Genomic DNA, 18226 nt, shown 5'->3' with positions numbered 1-18226 from the left:
GGCCTTTCGTAGCAGGGTTCCTTCCTGCTTCATGCAGCGAGAGCGCGTCAAGCGCGGGGTCCCGCAAGAAGCACTTTGGGCACCTATTCTCCGCGTCTGCCCGTTTGCAGCAAAACAATGCACTGGGCGTCGACGACGAGCACAGCCGTTTCTTCGCCGAAGAAGCGAATTCGATCATTCTACGAACCATGGCAAGGACAGACTCCCGACACATATCGAAGGCACGCCTGACGACCTTTCCGGCCTTCTTCCGGGTGGACGGCGAAGTCGTGATCGTGATCGGGAACGGCGAGGAAGCGTTCGCCAAGACCCGCCTTCTCGCAAACACGAGCGCGCACGTACGGGTCGTCGCGGACGAGCCGGAAGAGCGCTTCGCCGCCTACCTTGCAGAGCACGGCATCGAGCGGATCGCCGACACATATACGCCGGATTACCTCGATGGTGCGCGGCTCGTCTTCGCCGCGACGGGCGAGAGTGAAGCCGACCGGCAGATTGCCATGGACGCGCGCGCGCGCCGCATTCCGGCGAACGCCGTCGACCAGCCCGACGCCTGCGACTTCTTCACGCCGGCACTCGTCAACCGTGCGCCGCTTTGCGTGGCGATCGGCACCGAAGGGGCGGGCCCGGTCCTCGCGCAGATGGTCCGCACTAGGGTCGACCGCATGCTTTCGCCACGGCTCGGCGACCTGGCTTCGCTGGCGAGCACCTATCGGACGGCCGTCGAGAAGCTTTTGCCGCGCGGCGCTCCACGACGCCTCTTCTGGCGGCGGTTCTTCACCGGCACGCCGGCCGAGGCGATGGAGCGCGGCGATGTTTCGGGCGCCCGGCGCGCGGCGACGGCGTTGCTCCGCGCACCGGATTGCGTTCCGGGACATGTCTGGCTGGTCGGAGCGGGGCCGGGGGCCGCCGACCTCATCACGTTGCGTGCCCATCGGGTGATGATGGAAGCCGACGTCATCGTTCACGATGCGCTCGTGCCGCAGGAAATCGTCGATCTGGCGCGGCGTGATGCCGAACGGATCGCCGTCGGCAAGCGCAAGGGATGCCATTCGAAGAAGCAGTCCGAGATCAACGATCTGCTGGTCGAGCTTGCCGGGCAAGGCAAACGGGTCGTGCGGCTCAAATCCGGCGATCCACTGGTCTATGGCCGTGCCGGCGAAGAACTCGCCGCATTGCGCCATGCCGGCATCGGCCACGAAATCGTGCCCGGTATCACTTCCGCCCTCGCAGCGGCCGCCGATTTCGGTCTGCCGCCGACGCTGCGTGGCGTCGCGTCGTCACTTGTCTTTGCCACCGGCCACGACCTGACCGGCGCGGTGCTTCCCGAATGGGGTCAGCTCACGCTCTCCGGCGCGACGGTCGCCGTCTATATGGGACGCAGCGTCGCTGCACGTGTCGCTTCCCGGCTGATCGAAGCCGGCCTCCCGCGCGCAACGACCGTTGCCGTCGTCGAGAACGCTAGTCGCGAAGACTGCCGGCTCTTTCACGGGGTGCTCGAGGAACTTCCGGCGCTCGAGACGAACAGCGCACTTGCAGGGCCTGTCATGGTCATCGTCGGCGAAGCCGTCGCCGGTGCCGATTTCACCCGTTCGATGCCGCTCGCCGAAATGGCGCGCGCGCTCGAAGCCGCCTGAGGAGAACGCCATCATGGTTTCGAAGGTCGTGACCGCGAACCGCCTGAGCGACGGGCTTGCCGTTTGGCTCGGCGCATCGGGCCGCTGGAGCGAGCGCATCGACGAAGCCTTCGTCGCCCGCCACGACGATGCCGTCCGTTCGCTCGAAGCCTGTGCGAAGCAGGCATTGGGCGACAACAAGGTCGTCGAGGTGAACGTGGTCGATGTCGTGGAGGAGGGTATCCACCTGCGCCCGGCCCGGCTGCGCGAGCGCATTCGCGCCGACGGACCAACGATCCCCTACGGCCGAGACGCTCGCGTCACGCACCGCGTGGCCGGCTGACCGCGACCGACGAAGCGAGACCAGGAGTTTCCCGCATGTATCGCTATGACGAGTTCGACCGCGCCTTCGTCGCCGAGCGGATCGACCAGTTCGCCGATCAGGTCGAACGCCGGCTTTCCGGCGAGATCACCGAGGACGCGTTCAAGCCCCTGCGGTTGATGAACGGCGTCTATCTTCAGCTGCACGCCTACATGCTGCGCATCGCCGTGCCCTACGGGACGCTTGCGAGCCGGCAGCTGCGCATGCTCGCCCATGTGGCGCGGACCTACGACCGCGGCTACGGGCATTTTACCACGCGCCAGAACATCCAGTTCAACTGGCCTCGGCTTGAAGATATTCCGGCGATCCTGCGCGATCTCGCGAGTGTGGAGATGCACGCGATCCAGACCTCCGGCAACTGTATCCGCAACGTCACCGCCGACCATTTCGCCGGTGCCGCGGCCGATGAGGTCGTCGATCCCCGACCCTACGCCGAGATCCTGCGGCAATGGTCGTCGGTCCATCCGGAATTTTCGTTCCTGCCGCGCAAGTTCAAGATCGCGGTGACGGGATCGCAGCACGACCGCGCGGCGATCCAGGTGCACGACATCGGCCTGCAGGCCAAGCGTGACGAAAACGGCAATCTCGGTTTCACCGTCTATGTCGGCGGCGGGCAGGGACGCACGCCCATGCTTGCCAAGAAGATCAAGGACTTCCTGCCAGAAGAGCACCTGCTTTCCTACGTCACCGCAATCCTGCGCGTCTACAACATGCAAGGACGGCGCGACAACAAGTTCAAGGCCCGCATCAAGATCCTAGTCCACGAGACCGGGCTCGAAGAGCTTCGCAGCCAGGTCGAGCGCGAATGGGCCGAACTCAAAGACGGCGAGCTGACGCTGCCGGATCGCGATATCGCGGCCATCGGCGATTATTTCGCGCTGCCCGATCTTTTCGCTAGGCCGGAGGGCTGGCGCCAGCTCGCAGAATGGCAGCGTGGCGACGAAGGCTTCGCACGGTGGGCGGCGCGCAGCGTCTCCGCCCACCGCCATCCGGACTATGCGAGCGTGACCGTATCGCTGAAGCCGATCGGCGGCATTCCCGGCGATATGGACGCCGATCAGATGGATGCCTTTGCCGATCTCGCAGAGGAATACGGCTTCGACGAGTTGCGCGTCACGCACGAGCAGAACCTCGTGCTGCCGCACGTCGCGAAGGCGGATCTCGAGCCGCTCTACCGGGCGCTCGTTCCGCTCGGCCTCGCCGAAGCCAATGTGGGGCTCGTGACGGACATCATCTCGTGCCCCGGGCTCGACTATTGCGGGCTCGCGACGGCACGCTCGATCCCGGTCGCGCAGGCGCTTTCGCAAAGGTTCGCCGATCCTGAGCGCCAACGCACGATCGGCGATCTCAAGATCAAGATCTCCGGCTGCATCAACGCCTGCGGACACCACCATGTCGGCCACATCGGCTTACTGGGGTTGGAGAAGAAAGGCGTCGAGGCCTATCAGATCACGCTCGGCGGTTCGGCCGACGAGACGGCTTCGATCGGCGAGATCGTCGGCAAGGGTTTCGCACCGGAAAAGGTCCCGGATGCCGTCGAAACCATCGTCGACACCTATCTTTCCCTTCGCGACGGCGCGGACGAAGCTTTCATCGAGACCTATCGCCGTGTCGGTGCGGAACCGTTCAAGGCCGCGCTCTATCCCGAAAACGCCAAGGCCGCGTAGGGCAGCAAGGAGAGCCGCATGAGCCGAATCTGGACCGTCGACGGTTTCGTCGAAAACGATCCGTGGACGATCGAGCCGGATGCCGGAGCTTCGGATGGAACCCGCGTTCCGACGCTCGAGACGTTCCTTGCCGAGTTTGCCGACGGCGCGAAACCGGCCGCCGGCGTGATGGTGGAACCGAACGAAGAGATCGAGCGGCTCGTCCCGTATCTTTCCGGGCTGGAGCTCGTCGCACTGCGCTTTCCGGCCTTCAATGACGGACGCGCCTTTTCGCAAGCGGCCTTGCTTCGTAGCCGGCACGGTTATGCTGGAGCCCTGCGTGCGACCGGCGACGTGCTCATCGATCAGATACCGCTGATGCTGCGTTGCGGCTTCGACAGCTTCGTCGTCACCGACGAGATCGCCTTGAAACGGCTGGCCGACAAACGCCTGACAGGCATCGCGAACCACTATCAGCCGGCAATCGCCGGCGACGCACCCGTGGCACGTTTCAGTTGGCGCCGAGGCAACGCGGCGTAAGGAAGGTCACCCGTGGTGGCGGTCAGTTCACCGCCATCATGATGGAACTCGGTGGCCGGACCGTGGATCCAGCCGAAACGCGCCCTGAGCCCCTCAGTCCATAGATCGCATAAGATGGATTATGGAACTAAAACCGATCTGGTCGGTGGCGTGCGGCTGAGGAATTGCGATTACCGTGCGTCGACCAGCGACTTGACGATCTGCGCGACGTCGGAGCCGTATACGTTCGCAGCATCTTCTACCGTACGCGTGGACCGGTCCACGAGCTGGATCTCAATCGCAAGCCCGATAAGCGTTGCGGCATCCTCGACGCGTACAAGGCCGCTTTCCACCGGCGCTCACAGTTCCACGTCGCGCTCGAAGACCAGTTGGTCGTAAGCCGGTTCGACGTGCTCCGGCGTTTCGGCCATCGCGACCGCGTAATCGAGCGGCGTATGCATGTGGGTCAGATAGGCGCGCCGGGCGCCGAGCCGCTCAATCCAGCCCAGCGCCTGGTCGAGTGAGAGATGGCTCGGATGCTCGCGCTTCTGCAATGCATCGATGACCAGCACGTCGAGATCGCCAAGCTTGGCGATGGTCTCGTTCGGAAAATCGCTGACGTCACAGCAATACGCGACATCGCCGATGCGATAGCCGAGCGAACGGATATCGCCATGGATTTGTTCGAGCGGGCGAAGCACGATCGGACCGCCCGGCCCTTCGATCGTAACGTCGGGCCAGGACGGCGGTATCTCGTGCGCGTCGAGAATCGGCGGATACGCGCTACCCTCGGGCGTTTCGAAGCAGTACCGAAACGCTTCGTAGAGCCGGTCGAGCGTGTGGCGTTCGGCATGGATCGGGACGCGGGTGCGCATCTCGATCGCGAAGCCGCGCAGGTCGTCGATGCCGTGAATGTGGTCGGCATGCGGATGGGTGTAGACCACGCCGTCGATGCGCGTGACGCCGGCGGCGACCATCTGGCCGTGGAAATCCGGACCGGTATCGATGATCACTGACGTGGATGCGCCGTCCGCGGCGATCTGTTCGACGAGCATCGACGAGCGGCTGCGCCGGTTCTTCGGTTCGTTCGGATCGCACGCGCCCCAGTCGCCGGTGATGCGTGGCACGCCCGGTGAAGACGAGCAGCCGAGGATCGTGAAACGCCGCCGGACCTTCATGAGGCCGGTCGCGGCATCTTCGCGAAGACACGAAACGCGTTTTCGCTCGTCTGACGGAGGATTTCTTCGTAACTCACAGCCCGCGTCTCGGCCAGAACCCGTGCGGTGTCCGCGACGTAGGCCGGTTCGTTGCGACCGCCGCGATGCGGGACCGGTGCGAGATACGGCGCATCGGTTTCGACGAGGATGCGTTCGGCCGGAATATCCGCTGCGATTTCACGGATGTCCTGAGAGTTCTTGAAGGTAAGAATTCCAGAGAACGAAACGTAGCCGCCGAGCTTCACGCCGGTTTCCGCGAGCGCGCGACCGGCAGAAAAACAGTGCAAAATGAAGGGGAAGGCGCCCTTTTTTGATTCGTCTTCGAGAATGGCGATCATATCGTCGTCGGCGGCGCGCGAATGAATCACGAGCGGCAGGCCGGTTTGCCGGGCAGCGGCAACATGGCGGCGAAAACCGGTCGCCTGCGCTTCGCGCGGGGCGTTGTCATAGAAATAGTCCAGCCCCGCCTCGCCGATCGCCACGACCTTCGGTCCTTCGGCAAGACGCACCAAGTCGGCCGTTTCGATGTCCAGTTCCTCGTCGGCGTTGTGCGGATGGGTGCCGACGGAGCAATAGACGTCGTCATAGGCTTCGGTCAGTGCATGGACTTGCTCGAACTGCTTGACGCGTGTCGAGATCGTCACGAAACGCCTCACGCCGGCTTCTCGCGCGCGTTCGACGATCGCATCGCGTTCGTCTTCGAAATCCGGAAAATCCAGATGGCAATGGCTGTCGATCAGCATGGAGGAAGTCAGCTGTCCTTGATGGATTCGGGTTCGACGTAGCGCGGAAAGACGGGCTTCGGTGCAGGAAGTTCGCTGCCCGAAGCGAGACGACCCCCCTCGCCCAGCCGGTCGAAGCCTCGTGCATCCTCGGCGACGCCGAGAAGGTCGAGCAACGCGGCCGAGGACGACGGCATGAAGGGCTGACAAGCGATGGCGATCTGGCGAACGATTTCGGCCGTCACGTAGAGCACGCTGCCCATCCGCTCGGGATCGGACTTCTTCAGGGCCCAGGGTTCCTGCGCAGCGAAATACCGGTTGGCGTCCGCCACGAGCGCGAAGATCGAGGCAAGCGCGGCGTGGGTCGCCTGGGCCGCCATCGCTTCGCGCAACTGCGGAAGCAACGCGTCGACGGCGGAAAGTATGGCCCGGTCGGCCTCGTCGGGCTCGCCGAACGCCGGGACGATGCCGCCACAGTTCTTGGCGATCATCGACAGCGAGCGCTGGGCGAGATTGCCGAGATCGTTCGCCAGATCGGCGTTGATGCGCCCGACGATCGCGTCGTGCGAATAACTGCCGTCCTGCCCGAACGGGACCTCCCGCAAAAAGAAGTAGCGTACCGGGTCCAGACCGTAGGTTTCGACCAGCGCGAAGGGATCGACCACGTTCCCGACCGATTTCGACATCTTCTCGCCGCGGTTGAACAGGAACCCGTGGGAGAAGATCCGTTTGGGCAGAGGCAGACCGGCCGACATGAGGAAAGCCGGCCAGTAGACGCAGTGAAAGCGCGTGATGTCCTTGCCGATCACGTGCAGGTCCGCCGGCCAGAACGGCCAGCGCGCGTCGCCTTCGTCGGGATAGCCGACGCCGGTCAGGTAGTTCGTCAGCGCATCGACCCACACATACATGACGTGCCGTTCGTCGTTCGGCACCTTGATGCCCCAATCGAACGTCGTGCGCGACATGGAAAGGTCGCGCAGGCCGGACTTCACGAAGGATACGATCTCGTTGCGCCGCTCCGGCGGGCCGATGAACTCCGGGTGTTCCTCGTAATGCTCGAGCAGGCGGTCCTGATAAGCGGAAAGACGGAAGAAGTAGCTTTCCTCCTCCACCCATTCGACGGGCGTGTTCTGCGGACCGTAGCGCACGCCGTCGCCGCGAACCTCGGTCTCGCTTTCCTGGTAATACGCTTCCTCGCGCACGGAGTACCAGCCGGCGTAACTGTCCTTGTAGATGTCGCCGGCGGCTTCGAGGCGTTGCCATATCTCACGACAGGCGGCATGGTGGCGCGCCTCGCTGGTGCGCACGAAGTCGTCGTTCGAAGCGTTAAGCGTTTCTGCCATCTCTTTGAATTTGACGGAGTTCCGGTCGGCCAGTGCCTGGACCTCGATGCCTTCCCGCCGTGCCGTCTGGAGCATCTTCTGCCCGTGCTCGTCCGTGCCGGTGATGAAATGCACGGTCTTGCCGTCGCAACGCTGGAAGCGTGCCATCGCATCCGTCGCGATCAGTTCATAGGCATGGCCGATATGCGGATTGCCGTTGGGATAGGAAATGGCGGTGGTGATGTAAAAGCGATTGTCGTCCGTCATTCGGCCTGCCCTGGATGCAAAACGCGTGCGCCTGCCGGCGCCTACTCGCGTCGTCTTAGATCGTTTCCCGTCCGCACGAAAGCGCTGTGTTCGAACTCCACCGGCAGACCCGGCTCACTCCGGCAGGGCAGCGAAGAGCGATGTGAATGTCGAAAGGATCGTCTGCTTGCGATCAAGGTTGTAGGCGTCGGCCTCGCGCCAGCGTTCGCCCAGCTGCGAGACGAGCGCGGCAAGACCGGCGGCCTCGCGGATCCTACCCCGGCCGGCCGCCTCGCGCGCCCGCTTCTCGATCCATTCGACGACCTCGCTGCGAAAGAAGGCGTAGGCGGTTTCGCGATCCCTTGCCGAAAGCGTATCGGCAAGCCGGTGCATGTCTTCACGCGACGCGCCCTTTCCCCGTCCTGCCCCCCTTTTTTCGACGATGGCCTCGAAGCCTGCCGCGATGTCGAGGCCGCCATAGCGCAGCATCATCAAGGCGCGCGCAACGCTGCCGCCGGCGCGTGCGATCACCGCTTCGATGTCGTCATTCCCGCCAGCGGCAAAACCGAGATGGGCGAGAGCCGCTCGCAATGCTTCCTCGCCGAGCGGCTCGAGCCTGAGCGGCAGGCACCGCGACCGGATGGTCGGCAGGAGCCGGCCTGGGGCATGCGAAACGACGAGGAACAGCGCGTTGCGCGGCGGTTCTTCGAGGATCTTCAGGATCGCGTTCGCCGCCGCCCGGTTCAGATCGTCGGCCGGATCGACGATGACGATGCGCCAGTTCCCGCTTCCCGACGTTTGAGCCAGAAAGCGGCTGGCGCGACGCACCTCCTCCACCGTGATCGCCGATTTGAGCCGTCCGGATGCGGCATCGCTCGGGCGGGTCAGGTGCAGGAGATCGTGCGAGGCACCGGAGACGATCTGCCGATAGGCGGGCGAAGCCGGATCGGGTGCTGCGAGTTCGCCCGGCGCATCCGTATGCCTGGGGAAACGCAAGATCTGGTTGGCGAAGCGGAAGGCGAGCGTCGCCTTGCCGATGCCCTCCGCACCTTCGAGAAGAACCGCATGGTGGATCCGGCCGTTGCGATAGGCCTGCGCCAGGAATGCGCCGGCATCCTCGTGCCCGAACAGGGCGGTGTTTTCGTTCGGCGGCAATGCACCTTCGAGCAGGCCGGCAGTCTCGCTCATGTCCCCTGCCCGCCGGCTTTGCGAGAGGCTTGCGCACCCTTGGGAAGCACCGAATGAACGGCGATCAGGACCGCGCTCGCAATCGCTTCGACGCTCTGATCCGCGTCGATGGTGCGAAACCGGTCGGGCTCGCTCTCGGCAAGATCGAGGAATGCCTGCCGACGCGTTTCATGGATCGCAAGATCCTCGCGCTCGAACCGATCGGAGACGGGGACGACAGGCGCTCCCTCCTGCCCCGAAACCGTAGCTCCGTCCCTGGTATCGGGCGATTTCGGCTCGTCTCGCGCCCTTGCCCGCGCGAGCCCGGTCTCGGCCGGCATGTCGAGCAGGATCGTGAGATCGGGCGTCAGCCCATTCAGCGCGAGCCGCTCCAGCGCGTGCACGAAGTTTGCTTCGAGATTGCCGGTCGCGCCCTGGTAGACGCGCGTGGAATCCATGAACCGGTCGCACAGTACGACCCGCCCGTCCTCGATCGCGGGACGAATGACCTGTGCAACGTGATCGGCGCGCGCGGCGGCGAAGAGCGTCGCCTCGAAGCGCGTTCCGAACTCTTCGGCCGCGCCGGTCAGAAGCACGTGCCGCACCGCTTCCGCACCCGGCGAACCACCGGGCTCGCGCGTGGTGGTCACGTCGAACCCCTTCTGGCGAAGCTTTTGCGCGAGCAGGCGGATCTGGGTCGACTTTCCGACCCCTTCACCACCTTCGAAGGTGATGAACCGCCCTGGCGAATTGTACGGCATCGAACCCGATCCTTCCTCGCCGCGCGAATTCCGCGATCCTACCGCCGGCCGAAGCGGCGAATCATTGCGCTTCGAGCGTTTCGACGAGCCCAACCAACAATGCGCGGCGGGCGATCGCAACCTGCCATGCGCCAACGGGAGGTCACGCTGGCATTGCCGATGCCCTAGAACTGCGAAAGCGTCAGTTCCTCGAAGGCATCGAAGGCGCGCTTGTAGAGCGGGCCCTTGTCCATGGCCGCCGCTGCATAGACCGGCGTCTGCTGGCTGAGCGTATCGCCGAGAAAGATCTTCAGCGTGCCGACTTTCGCACCCTTTTCGACGGGTGCCTTGAGCGGCCAGTCATAGTCGATCTGTGCGCGCAGGCGGTCGGGGTCCGTGATCGGAAGAAAGATCGACACGGGCTTGTTTGCCGTCACCGGCAGCGAGGATTGCGTGCCACCATAGACGCTGACCTTGCCGACCACGTCGTTCTTGGCGAAGAGCGAATGCTTTTCGAAGGAACGCATGCCCCATTCGAGCAACTTGCGCGATTCCTCCGCGCGTTCCCGTTCGCTGTCCATGCCCGTCATCGCGAGGTAGAGACGCCGGTCGTTTCGCTGCATGGAGGCGACGATGCCGTAGCCGGCATTTTCCGTATGCCCGGTCTTCAGGCCGTCCACGCCAATATTCTCGTGGACAAGAGGATTGCGGTTGCGCTGGCGGATGTCGTTCCAGGTGAACGATTCCTCGCCGAAGATATGGTAATATTCGGGGTACGTATCGTGGATGTGGCGCGCGAGCAGCGCCAGTTCGTGCATCGTCACGCGCGTTTTCGGGTCCGGAAGGCCTGTCGCGTTGTCGAAGGTCGACTTCTTCAGCCCGATCTTGCGCGCACGGTTCGTCATCACCCTGGCGAAGTTCGCCTCCGAGCCCGCCATGCCCTCGGCGACGACGATACAGGCATCGTTCGCGGACTGAACGATGATGCCCTGGATCAGGTCCTTGAGCGGGATGGTGGAGTGCACCTTCGCGAACATCGTCGAGCCGCCGGAGGATGCCCCGCCCTGGCGCCAGGCGTTTTCGGAAACCTGGAATGTATCGTCCATCTTGAGCCGGCCGCTCTTCAGCGCGTGGAAGACGACGTCGACCGTCATCAGCTTCGCGAGAGAGGCAGGCGGCACGAGCCGATCGGCGTTCTTGGAGAAAAGGACGGTGCCGGTTTCGCCGTCCATCAGATAGGCCTGCTTGGCGCGCGTCTCGAACAGCTGTGCGCGAGCGGGCGCCATCGCGGCACACGCCATTGCCACGGCCACAGCCAGACCCGCCGCGCGCGAAACCCATTTTTGCATCACGTCATTTCCCGAAGCCCGTCAGAACAAGGCTCGACGCTAGCCCATCCTGACCGGCTTGGGAAAGTGCGTGGAAGGCAAAAGCACGGTAAAAGCTTCGTCAGTCCTGATCGCCGGAGCCGTTTCGAACGGTCGGACCTACGTTGCCGTGCTGCCCGTTGGCCAGAATGGACCGGAATGCACCAGCAGCCTGCCCTTCGCCCATCGCCGGAGCGAACGCGTTGACGGCGGGGTCTCTCGCGGGTTCCGGCCGCGCGGGCGCCATGGACGGGCGTGCCGCCGGCATCGGCGCGTGTTGCGGTACGAGCACATCCTGGATCTCGCGCTGCGCCGGGCCCGTCCGGATCTTCGTGGAGACCATGGCGGCCGCGCTCACCGGCAGCGAACGGTTCGAAGCGTCGGCGGAAGAGACGCCCGGAAGCCAGCCCAAATCCGAATCGTTGCTTGCGACCATCGTACCGGCACCGCTCGAAGATGGCGTCGGCGCGGCATCACCGCTGCCGGAGCGATACGAAGCCATGAGCAAAGACGTGTCGTCGCTCTTCGACGAAGCCTTGCCGACATAGGTCACGCGGACCTTGGCGACGCCCTTGCTGCGCATGTGGAGAAGCTTCGCCGCTTCGTTGGAAAGGTCGATGATGCGGTTGTCGGCGAACGGCCCGCGGTCGTTGACGCGCACGGTCACCGCGTCGCCGGTCATTTCGTTGGTAACGCGCACGTAGCAGGGAAGCGGAAGCGTCTTGTGGGCGGCCGAAAGGCCGTGCTGGTTGTAGACCTCGCCGCTGGCAGTGCGTTGGCCGTGGAAATTCGGCCCGTACCAGGAAGCGAGCCCGATCTTGTCGTATTCCGGATTGCGCTTGGGTCGATACCATCTGCCTGCGACCTTGTAGGGCTTGCCGACGACCCCAGTCGCCTTCTTGCGCTTGGCAGCAGCCGGCTCGGCGGGCTTGTGGCTCGCGGCGAACTGCGTCGCCGTGCTCGTTTCGACGGATGCCGTTTCGTTGCCCGTGGTCGTGCAGGCTGCGAGCCCGGCGACCAGAAACGACGCGGATGCGATCTTGCCCGCGCGCATAAGCGGCACGGCATGGCTATGCGATGCGTTCGACACGTTCCCCGACCCGTTCACGTTCATCGTGTTCGTGCAACGAACCGGACCCCCGCCGAAGTTCGCTGCCGCCGCTCCTTATGGATGCCCGAAAGTGGCAGAAAGGTGACACCTACGCATAAAGGGCGGCAAACCTGCTTTACAGCGGAACCCGGGCGCCGGCAACGGCGGCCGCGAGTGTGATGGACAAGCCGACCGATTCGTCTACATCACCGACTTTCGAGGACATCCGGCCACCGAAGCAGGCGACCGGCGCAACGCATTCCAGGAGCGACAAGGCAAAGATGGGAAAGATCGTCTCGCTTCGAAAAGAACGCCAATCCCGCCGTCGCGACCAGCTCAAGAAAAAGATCGCTACGCGTCTGCGCCCGTTCCAGAGCGCGATCGTCATCGTCGCCATCCTTGCCTTTGCGGCGATCGCCGTGCTCTGGCAACCCGGTGGACCAGCCAAGACGACGAACGGCAACGCCCACGAAAACACCAACCAATAACCCGTCGTCGCCATCGCGAAACGCTTATGATCGCGTCGATGCCACAAGCACGATCGCGTTGACGATACGAAGTCCGACGCGGTAAGGCGAAGCCTCGAAGGCATTCGGTAGCGCGACCGTTGCGACCGCCTCGCCGCTCGAACGTACGAACGCGCATAAGCGGACAGAACAAAGCCTTCGGAGGAGTGGCCGAGCGGTCGAAGGCACCGGTCTTGAAAACCGGCGTGGCAGCGATGCCACCGTGGGTTCGAATCCCACCTCCTCCGCCATCGCCCTGCAAGCCCCTGATTTTTCTCGAAACCTTGCATACCAGGGCTTTGCGCCGCATAAACTGTCCCAATCGACTGTCCCAAGTTGCAGGGGAGATTGGAACACATGGCGGGCTGCTCATACCTCAAGCGGCGAACGCATGAACGTGCACGTCCTGAAGCTCGTCGGCGTTAAGACGAAGCGCATTCCGATATGGGAAGACGAGTGATAAGTTCGGCTACTCAATTAGGGGACCGGCATGAAACGAGACGACGATTATATTCGGCAGTTGCTTCTCGACATGGAGGCGTCCGACGACTTGTATCTTGTCGCTTCGCTCAAACTAAGCATGAGACCGGAAGAACAGAAAAAGCATCAACACGCCGAGCTTTTGTGCGACGCCGGCTTTTTCGAAGCCGTCAACAAAGGCGTTTATCGAATGACCAATCAGGGGCACGACTACCTGAACGTCATTCGAGATCAAACGGTATGGGCGAAGACGAAGAAGGGAGCTTCATCGCTTGGCGGTGCGACGCTTGGCATGATGAAGGATATAGCCATCGCATACGTCAAAAAGGAAGCGATCGAAAAGCTCGGCATCCAGATATAGGCTCGGTCAAATGACACTATCGGGACACCCGGAAAAGTGTCCCAATTTACCCACTCGGCAAACGCGAAAGAAGCTGTAAATTATTGATTTTATTGGTGTAATAAAAACAACTCCATCATCCCACCTCCCCCGCCATCTCGCAGATCGTGTGCCTACGATCTGCCGCCCGAACCGACCGTAGCGGTATTCGCCGGGGTCGTCTCACGGATCGATGCTTCGAAATGCTGGCCAGCCTGGTTGGTCGAGAGGAAAGTCCGTGAAGAAGTTCGTGCGTCTTCTCGCTGTCGTCAGCGTCCTGGTCCTCGTGGCCGCTACGGTCTCGCCGATCTCGTTGCGGCCTTCGCTGGGGTTCGGGGCGGATGTCGATCGGGCTTTCGGGTTCTTCGTGGCCGGTCTGGTAACGGCGCTGGTCACGCCTCGGCGATCCTGGTCGCTCGTGGCGGCTGCGTTCGTCGCGGGGGCCGTCGGGCTCGAACTGTTGCAATTCGTCGCGATCGGCCGTCATCCGCGCCTGCATGACGCGGCCATAAAGGCGTGCGCCGGCGTGCTCGGCGTCGGCATCGCCACGCTCGTTCGTCCTCGGCAGTAGTTTCGCAGGCGTCCGCTCGATCGGGTGGGATGGCACGGTAGCGCCGACGTCGGACCCATGCCGACCGGAGCATAGGCGTTCAATGCTCGTCGGATGCATGGTTCGGCGGCCGGCGTTCGGGCCGCGTGACCTCGACCGGCGTGTGCATGAGGATCTCGCGATGCGGGAACGGTATGCGGATGCCGGCCTCCTGGAACGCGTCCCATAGCGCGAGAAGCACCTGGCCACGAATGTTGGTCAGGCCGGCCTGCGGATCGTGGATCCAGAAGCGCAGCGTGAAGTCGAGGGAGGAATCGCCGAAGGCCGTCAGCCAGCACACGGGCGCCTGGTCGGCAATGACCCGGGGCACCCCCCTCGCCGCCTCGATCGCGATGCGCGAGACTTCGTGGGGGTTGCTGTCATAGGCGACACCGAACTCGACGTTGATGCGCACCAGATCGCTCGAAAACGACCAGTTGATGACGCGCTGGGCGATCAGATCCTCGTTCGGGATCAGGTATTCGCGGCCGTCCCGCGTGATGACCGACACGAAGCGCGCGCGCAGTTCCCGGATCCAGCCGAACGTATCGCCGAGTTCGATCGTGTCGCCGGGCTTGATGGACTTGTCGAGCAGGATGATGATGCCGGAAAGAAAGTTCGAAACCACCTTTTGGAGGCCGAGGCCGACGCCGACGCCGACCGCGCCCGAAAAGACCGTCAGCGCCGTGAGGTCGATGCCGGTCGCCCTGAGCGCGATCGCTCCCGCAAAGGCGATCAGCGCGATCTTCGCGAGTTTCGCGAGCAGCACCTTCAGCGACGGCGAAAGATCTTCGGTGCGTGAGATGCGGTTTTCGATGAAATTGCCGGAAAAGACGGCGAACCAGAACAGCGCCATCGTCACCGCAACGATCTTGATGACGAAGAGTGCGGAGAGATGAAACGTGCCGATATCGATCGCCATGCGGTCGAGCGCGGTGACGACGGGATGTTCGATGCCGACGACCTTGACCGCGACGTAGCACCAGATCGCCAGTGCCACGAGGCGCGACAGGGTCCGATTGCGGATGATGCGCGTGAGGACGCCGATCACGAGCCACGCCGTCGCCAGATAGAGCACGGCGATGATCAGCCCGCTTTGAGCCGGCCTGTTCGCCGATAAAAGGGCGAGGCGTACGATCCACAGAATGGCGACGAAAACGACGAGACGCATGCGCCGTAGCGTCGCGACGACGAGCCTGAGCACGCCGGCGCTCGTTCGGAGCCCGCGCGCCCGGCGCTCCAATCGACGCTCGAACAGGCCGCCGACCGGCCGCGCGACAATGAACGCCGCGAGGATCACGCCGATCTGAATGAGGGCGGCGGGGCTGGAAACGGCAACTACGAACGCGTTCTTCACGTCCGACAGCCAGGCGACGATGGCAGCCTCGCTGATGTTCATTCCTTCGCTTCTCCTCGATGACGGAGGAAATCTTGGCGCGCGCAGGCGCGTCTTGCAACGCCGTTTTAGTCGCAGCGTATGCACACTCGTGCCGCCAGCGAAACTTTCTGTGCCCTTCGTCCGTCTTCATGAGAGGACGAAGGGAGATCGACGGCATGAACCATTCCATCCGCGGTCTGATGGCCATCCTGCTGCTTGCGGCAACATGCGTGCCGGGCCTTGCGGGCGACGGTTCCAAGGAAGCGCAGACAATCATCGCCGACCAGATCCAGGCGTTCCTGAACGACGACGAGGAAAAGGCGTATTCGTTCGCCGCGCCGGGCATCAAGCAGATGTATCCGACGCCCGACGCCTTCTTCGAGATGGTCAAGCGCGGCTATGCACCCGTCTACCGTCCGAACAATTTTACCTTCGGCGGATCGAAGGTCGAGGCAGGTGGCGATACGATCATCCAGTCCGTGCTGATCCATGCCCCGGACGGACAGGACTGGACGGCGATCTACCGGCTCGAGCGGCAACCGGACGGTTCGCTCAAGATTTCGGCCGTGCAGATGATCAAGGCGGCGGCCTCGGCCTGATCGGCGGACTTACCGGCCGTCGACCGGTGGCAGATCGCCGCGCGCCCATTCTGCCCGCACCGCCTCCACATGGTCGGCGTAGCGGCCGGCCTCGATGGCGGCGCGGATGCCCGCCATCAGGTTCTGGTAATAGGCAAGATTGTTCCAGGTCAGCACCATGCCGCCGAGCGCTTCCTTCGAGCGCACCAGATGGTGCAGGTAGGCGCGCGAATAGTCGCGTGCGGCAGGACAATCGGATTCGGCATCGAGCGGCCGGGTATCCTCGGCGTGCCGCGCGTTCCGAAGATTGATCCGGCCGCGCCTCGTATAGGCGACGCCGTGCCGTCCGGCGCGCGTCGGCATCACGCAATCGAACATATCGATACCGCGGCCGACCGAAAGCAGGATGTCCTCGGGCGTGCCGACCCCCATCAGGTAACGCGGCTTGTCCGCCGGAAGGTGGGCGCAGGTAGCGTCGAGCATGTCGAGCATGACCGCCTGCGGCTCGCCGACGGCAAGGCCGCCGACCGCGTAGCCCTTCAGGTCGAGGTCGACGAGTGCACGTGCGGACCGTTCCCGAAGATCGGCGTGGTCGCCGCCCTGGACGATCGCGAACATTGCCTTACCCGGCTGATCGCCGAAAGCGTGCTTGCACCGCTCGGCCCAGCGCACGGAAAGCTCCATTGCGCGCTCGATGTCGCCCCTCTCGCCTGGCAGCCGGACGCATTCGTCGAGCTGCATCTGGATATCGGAATCGAGCAGGCCCTGAATTTCGATCGAACGTTCGGGCGTCAGTACGTGCGGCGTACCGTCGACGTGCGAACGGAACGTGACGCCGGTCTCGTCGAGCTTGCGCAGCGCCGCCAGAGACATGACCTGAAAGCCGCCTGAATCCGTGAGGATCGGATGCGGCCAGCCGGCGAACGTATGAAGTCCGCCGAGGCGGGCGACACGCTCGGCCCCGGGGCGCAGCATCAGGTGATAGGTATTGCCGAGAATGACGTCGGCGCCGAGCGCGCGCACCTGATCCAGATACATCGCCTTCACGGTGCCCGCCGTACCGACCGGCATGAAAGCGGGTGTCCGGATCGTGCCGCGCGGCATCGTGACCTCGCCTCGTCGCGCAACGCCGTCACGCGCGAGAAGCCGAAAGCCGAAAGCCTCGCTCATGATGGCTCCGACCGAAAGAGGAGGTTCGAATCCCCGTAGGAATAGAAGCGGTAGCCGTTCGCGATCGCATGGGCATAGGCCGCCTGCATCGTTTCGAGACCGGAAAAGGCGGAAACGAGCATGAAGAGCGTCGATCGCGGCAGGTGGAAATTCGTCATCAGGACGTCGACGAAGCGAAAGCGATAGCCGGGCGTAATGAAGATGTCCGTCGCTCCCGACCAGGGCTCAAGCGTGCCGTCCTCGCGCGCCGCACTTTCCAGAAGCCGGAGGGACGTCGTGCCGACCGAGACGACGCGCCCGCCGGAGGCCCGCACCGCGTTGAGCGCGGCCGCCGTCTCTTCGCTCACCTGGCCGATCTCGGAGTGCATGCGATGGTCGCCGGTGTCGTCCGCCTTGACGGGCAGAAAGGTGCCGGCGCCGACATGGAGCGTCACGAAATGAAGCGAGACGCCCCGAACGCGCAGTCTTTCGAAGAGGTCTTCGGTAAAGTGAAGCCCGGCCGTCGGCGCCGCGACGGCGCCGTTTTCACGGGCGTAGACCGTCTGGTAGTCTTCGATGTCGCTTGCATCTTCCGCGCGCTTCGAAGCGATGTAGGGCGGCAGGGGCACGTGGCCGGCGGCCGCGATCGCGCGGTCCAGTTCGCCGCCGGCAAGACCGAAGCGCAGGGTGACCTCGCCGGCCTCGCCCTTCTCGACCACTTCGGCATCGAGCTTGCCTTCGCCATCCTCTTGGCCGCTGAACGCGATGCGGTCGCCGGCACGAATACGTTTGCCGGGCCGCGCAAACGCCTTCCACGTGTTCCCGTCGGTCCGCATGTGCAGTGTGGCCTGCACGTGCGTGCGCGCATCTTCACCCCGCCGGCGGATGCCGTCGAGACGCGCCGGGATCACCCGCGTGTCGTTCAGCACGAGGGCGTCGCCCGGTTCGAGAAGCGTATCGAGATCGGCAACGACGCGATCCTCGAGCGGTTCACCCGGGCGAACGACGAGTTGGCGCGCCGTGTCGCGCGGGCTCGCGGGCCTGAGCGCGATCCGCTCGTCCGGCAGCTCGAAATCGAAGAGATCGACACGCATGGCGAGGGTCAGTCGAAGAAGGTGGCGTAGCGCTTGGCACCA

The 18226-nt window shown here is 63.9% G+C and carries 18 protein-coding genes and 1 tRNA gene; 9 read left to right on the top strand and 10 right to left on the bottom strand.

Features of this window, described 5'->3' with window-relative positions; all coding sequences use genetic code 11:
* Nucleotides 1–188 precede the first annotated feature (188 nt).
* From cysG to FJU11_RS03855, 4 genes are read left to right on the top strand one after another with little or no spacing between them, the layout of a single operon-like run.
* Nucleotides 189–1634: a siroheme synthase CysG gene (gene cysG, locus FJU11_RS03870; protein WP_141165703.1), complete on the top strand. Its 1446-nt coding sequence runs from the start codon at nucleotides 189–191 to the stop codon at nucleotides 1632–1634.
* Between the two features lie 13 nt (nucleotides 1635–1647).
* Nucleotides 1648–1956, top strand: a complete 309-nt coding sequence (locus tag FJU11_RS03865; RefSeq protein WP_141165702.1) for a DUF2849 domain-containing protein — start codon at nucleotides 1648–1650, stop codon at nucleotides 1954–1956.
* A gap of 35 nt (nucleotides 1957–1991) precedes the next feature.
* A complete protein-coding gene (locus tag FJU11_RS03860; RefSeq protein ID WP_141165701.1) occupies nucleotides 1992–3662 on the top strand; it encodes a nitrite/sulfite reductase in 1671 nt (556 codons plus the stop codon).
* An 18-nt stretch (nucleotides 3663–3680) separates the two neighbouring features.
* A complete protein-coding gene (locus tag FJU11_RS03855) occupies nucleotides 3681–4181 on the top strand; it encodes a DUF934 domain-containing protein (RefSeq protein WP_141165700.1) in 501 nt (166 codons plus the stop codon).
* 338 nt (nucleotides 4182–4519) lie between these two features.
* On the opposite strand, the gene FJU11_RS03850 is transcribed toward FJU11_RS03855, so the two are convergent.
* The 7 genes from FJU11_RS03850 to FJU11_RS18725 form a co-directional block, all read right to left on the bottom strand.
* Nucleotides 4520–5338 (bottom strand): MBL fold metallo-hydrolase, encoded by an 819-nt coding sequence (locus FJU11_RS03850; protein WP_141165699.1) that lies wholly within the window; start codon nucleotides 5336–5338, stop codon nucleotides 4520–4522.
* Nucleotides 5335–6120, bottom strand: coding sequence for a TatD family hydrolase (locus tag FJU11_RS03845; RefSeq protein ID WP_141165698.1), 786 nt, complete (start codon nucleotides 6118–6120; stop codon nucleotides 5335–5337). The genes FJU11_RS03850 and FJU11_RS03845 overlap by 4 nt, the downstream gene beginning before the upstream one ends.
* A gap of 8 nt (nucleotides 6121–6128) precedes the next feature.
* Complete coding sequence (gene metG / locus FJU11_RS03840; protein WP_141165697.1) at nucleotides 6129–7688, bottom strand: methionine--tRNA ligase; 1560 nt, start codon at nucleotides 7686–7688, stop codon at nucleotides 6129–6131.
* Between the two features lie 114 nt (nucleotides 7689–7802).
* Nucleotides 7803–8855, bottom strand: a complete 1053-nt coding sequence (locus tag FJU11_RS03835) for a DNA polymerase III subunit delta' (protein ID WP_141165696.1) — start codon at nucleotides 8853–8855, stop codon at nucleotides 7803–7805.
* Nucleotides 8852–9595 (bottom strand): dTMP kinase, encoded by a 744-nt coding sequence (tmk, locus tag FJU11_RS03830; RefSeq protein ID WP_141165695.1) that lies wholly within the window; start codon nucleotides 9593–9595, stop codon nucleotides 8852–8854. The genes FJU11_RS03835 and tmk overlap by 4 nt, the downstream gene beginning before the upstream one ends.
* A gap of 164 nt (nucleotides 9596–9759) precedes the next feature.
* Nucleotides 9760–10926, bottom strand: a complete 1167-nt coding sequence (locus FJU11_RS03825) for a D-alanyl-D-alanine carboxypeptidase family protein (RefSeq protein WP_407946655.1) — start codon at nucleotides 10924–10926, stop codon at nucleotides 9760–9762.
* Between the two features lie 97 nt (nucleotides 10927–11023).
* Nucleotides 11024–12031 (bottom strand): septal ring lytic transglycosylase RlpA family protein, encoded by a 1008-nt coding sequence (locus tag FJU11_RS18725; protein ID WP_181408031.1) that lies wholly within the window; start codon nucleotides 12029–12031, stop codon nucleotides 11024–11026.
* 179 nt (nucleotides 12032–12210) lie between these two features.
* Here FJU11_RS18725 and FJU11_RS03815 point away from each other — a divergent pair, with 179 nt between their 5' ends.
* From FJU11_RS03815 to FJU11_RS03800, 4 genes are all read left to right on the top strand, one after another.
* On the top strand, nucleotides 12211–12519 hold the full coding sequence (locus tag FJU11_RS03815; protein ID WP_141165692.1) for a hypothetical protein: 309 nt from the start codon (nucleotides 12211–12213) through the stop codon (nucleotides 12517–12519).
* Between the two features lie 179 nt (nucleotides 12520–12698).
* Nucleotides 12699–12788 (top strand) — tRNA-Ser (locus FJU11_RS03810).
* Nucleotides 12789–13027: 239 nt separating this feature from the next.
* Entirely contained in the window at nucleotides 13028–13378 is a 351-nt protein-coding gene (locus FJU11_RS03805; RefSeq protein WP_141165691.1) for a DUF2513 domain-containing protein, read from the top strand.
* 256 nt (nucleotides 13379–13634) lie between these two features.
* The gene (locus tag FJU11_RS03800) at nucleotides 13635–13967 is read left to right on the top strand and encodes a VanZ family protein (protein ID WP_141165690.1); all 333 of its coding nucleotides are present in this window, start codon (nucleotides 13635–13637) and stop codon (nucleotides 13965–13967) included.
* Nucleotides 13968–14046: 79 nt separating this feature from the next.
* Here the strand turns inward: FJU11_RS03800 and FJU11_RS03795 are convergent, their stop codons facing one another.
* Complete coding sequence (locus tag FJU11_RS03795) at nucleotides 14047–15384, bottom strand: mechanosensitive ion channel family protein (RefSeq protein ID WP_141165689.1); 1338 nt, start codon at nucleotides 15382–15384, stop codon at nucleotides 14047–14049.
* 167 nt (nucleotides 15385–15551) lie between these two features.
* Between FJU11_RS03795 and FJU11_RS03790 the strand changes: the two genes are divergently transcribed.
* Nucleotides 15552–15962 carry a DUF4864 domain-containing protein gene (locus tag FJU11_RS03790; RefSeq protein ID WP_407946658.1) on the top strand — a complete coding sequence of 137 codons (411 nt, stop codon included), beginning with the start codon at nucleotides 15552–15554 and terminating at the stop codon, nucleotides 15960–15962.
* Nucleotides 15963–15971: 9 nt separating this feature from the next.
* Here FJU11_RS03790 and tgt read toward each other — a convergent pair whose 3' ends face one another.
* Together tgt and queA are read right to left on the bottom strand one after the other, a co-directional pair.
* Nucleotides 15972–17111: a tRNA guanosine(34) transglycosylase Tgt gene (tgt, locus tag FJU11_RS03785; RefSeq protein WP_141165687.1), complete on the bottom strand. Its 1140-nt coding sequence runs from the start codon at nucleotides 17109–17111 to the stop codon at nucleotides 15972–15974.
* The gene (gene queA, locus FJU11_RS03780) at nucleotides 17108–18184 is read right to left on the bottom strand and encodes a tRNA preQ1(34) S-adenosylmethionine ribosyltransferase-isomerase QueA (protein WP_141165686.1); all 1077 of its coding nucleotides are present in this window, start codon (nucleotides 18182–18184) and stop codon (nucleotides 17108–17110) included. Before queA ends, tgt begins: the two co-directional genes overlap by 4 nt.
* Nucleotides 18185–18226 lie beyond the last annotated feature (42 nt).

The organism is Pararhizobium mangrovi (assembly GCF_006516965.1).
Lineage (GTDB): Bacteria > Pseudomonadota > Alphaproteobacteria > Rhizobiales > Rhizobiaceae > Pararhizobium_B > Pararhizobium_B mangrovi.
Note: the sequence above shows the minus strand (reverse complement) of the source record. Positions and strands in the feature narration are given on the sequence as shown.

Excerpts from the sequence above, each read along its gene's own strand:
- cysG (WP_141165703.1), top strand. The coding sequence starts at position 189 with ATGGCAAGGACAGACTCCCGACACATATCGAAGGCACGCCTGACGACC.
- FJU11_RS03865 (WP_141165702.1), top strand. The coding sequence starts at position 1,648 with ATGGTTTCGAAGGTCGTGACCGCGAACCGCCTGAGCGACGGGCTTGCC.
- FJU11_RS03860 (WP_141165701.1), top strand. The coding sequence starts at position 1,992 with ATGTATCGCTATGACGAGTTCGACCGCGCCTTCGTCGCCGAGCGGATC.
- FJU11_RS03855 (WP_141165700.1), top strand. The coding sequence starts at position 3,681 with ATGAGCCGAATCTGGACCGTCGACGGTTTCGTCGAAAACGATCCGTGG.
- FJU11_RS03850 (WP_141165699.1), bottom strand. The coding sequence starts at position 5,338 with ATGAAGGTCCGGCGGCGTTTCACGATCCTCGGCTGCTCGTCTTCACCG.
- FJU11_RS03845 (WP_141165698.1), bottom strand. The coding sequence starts at position 6,120 with ATGCTGATCGACAGCCATTGCCATCTGGATTTTCCGGATTTCGAAGAC.
- metG (WP_141165697.1), bottom strand. The coding sequence starts at position 7,688 with ATGACGGACGACAATCGCTTTTACATCACCACCGCCATTTCCTATCCC.
- FJU11_RS03835 (WP_141165696.1), bottom strand. The coding sequence starts at position 8,855 with ATGAGCGAGACTGCCGGCCTGCTCGAAGGTGCATTGCCGCCGAACGAA.
- tmk (WP_141165695.1), bottom strand. The coding sequence starts at position 9,595 with ATGCCGTACAATTCGCCAGGGCGGTTCATCACCTTCGAAGGTGGTGAA.
- FJU11_RS03815 (WP_141165692.1), top strand. The coding sequence starts at position 12,211 with ATGGACAAGCCGACCGATTCGTCTACATCACCGACTTTCGAGGACATC.
- FJU11_RS03805 (WP_141165691.1), top strand. The coding sequence starts at position 13,028 with ATGAAACGAGACGACGATTATATTCGGCAGTTGCTTCTCGACATGGAG.
- FJU11_RS03795 (WP_141165689.1), bottom strand. The coding sequence starts at position 15,384 with ATGAACATCAGCGAGGCTGCCATCGTCGCCTGGCTGTCGGACGTGAAG.
- tgt (WP_141165687.1), bottom strand. The coding sequence starts at position 17,111 with ATGAGCGAGGCTTTCGGCTTTCGGCTTCTCGCGCGTGACGGCGTTGCG.
- queA (WP_141165686.1), bottom strand. The coding sequence starts at position 18,184 with ATGCGTGTCGATCTCTTCGATTTCGAGCTGCCGGACGAGCGGATCGCG.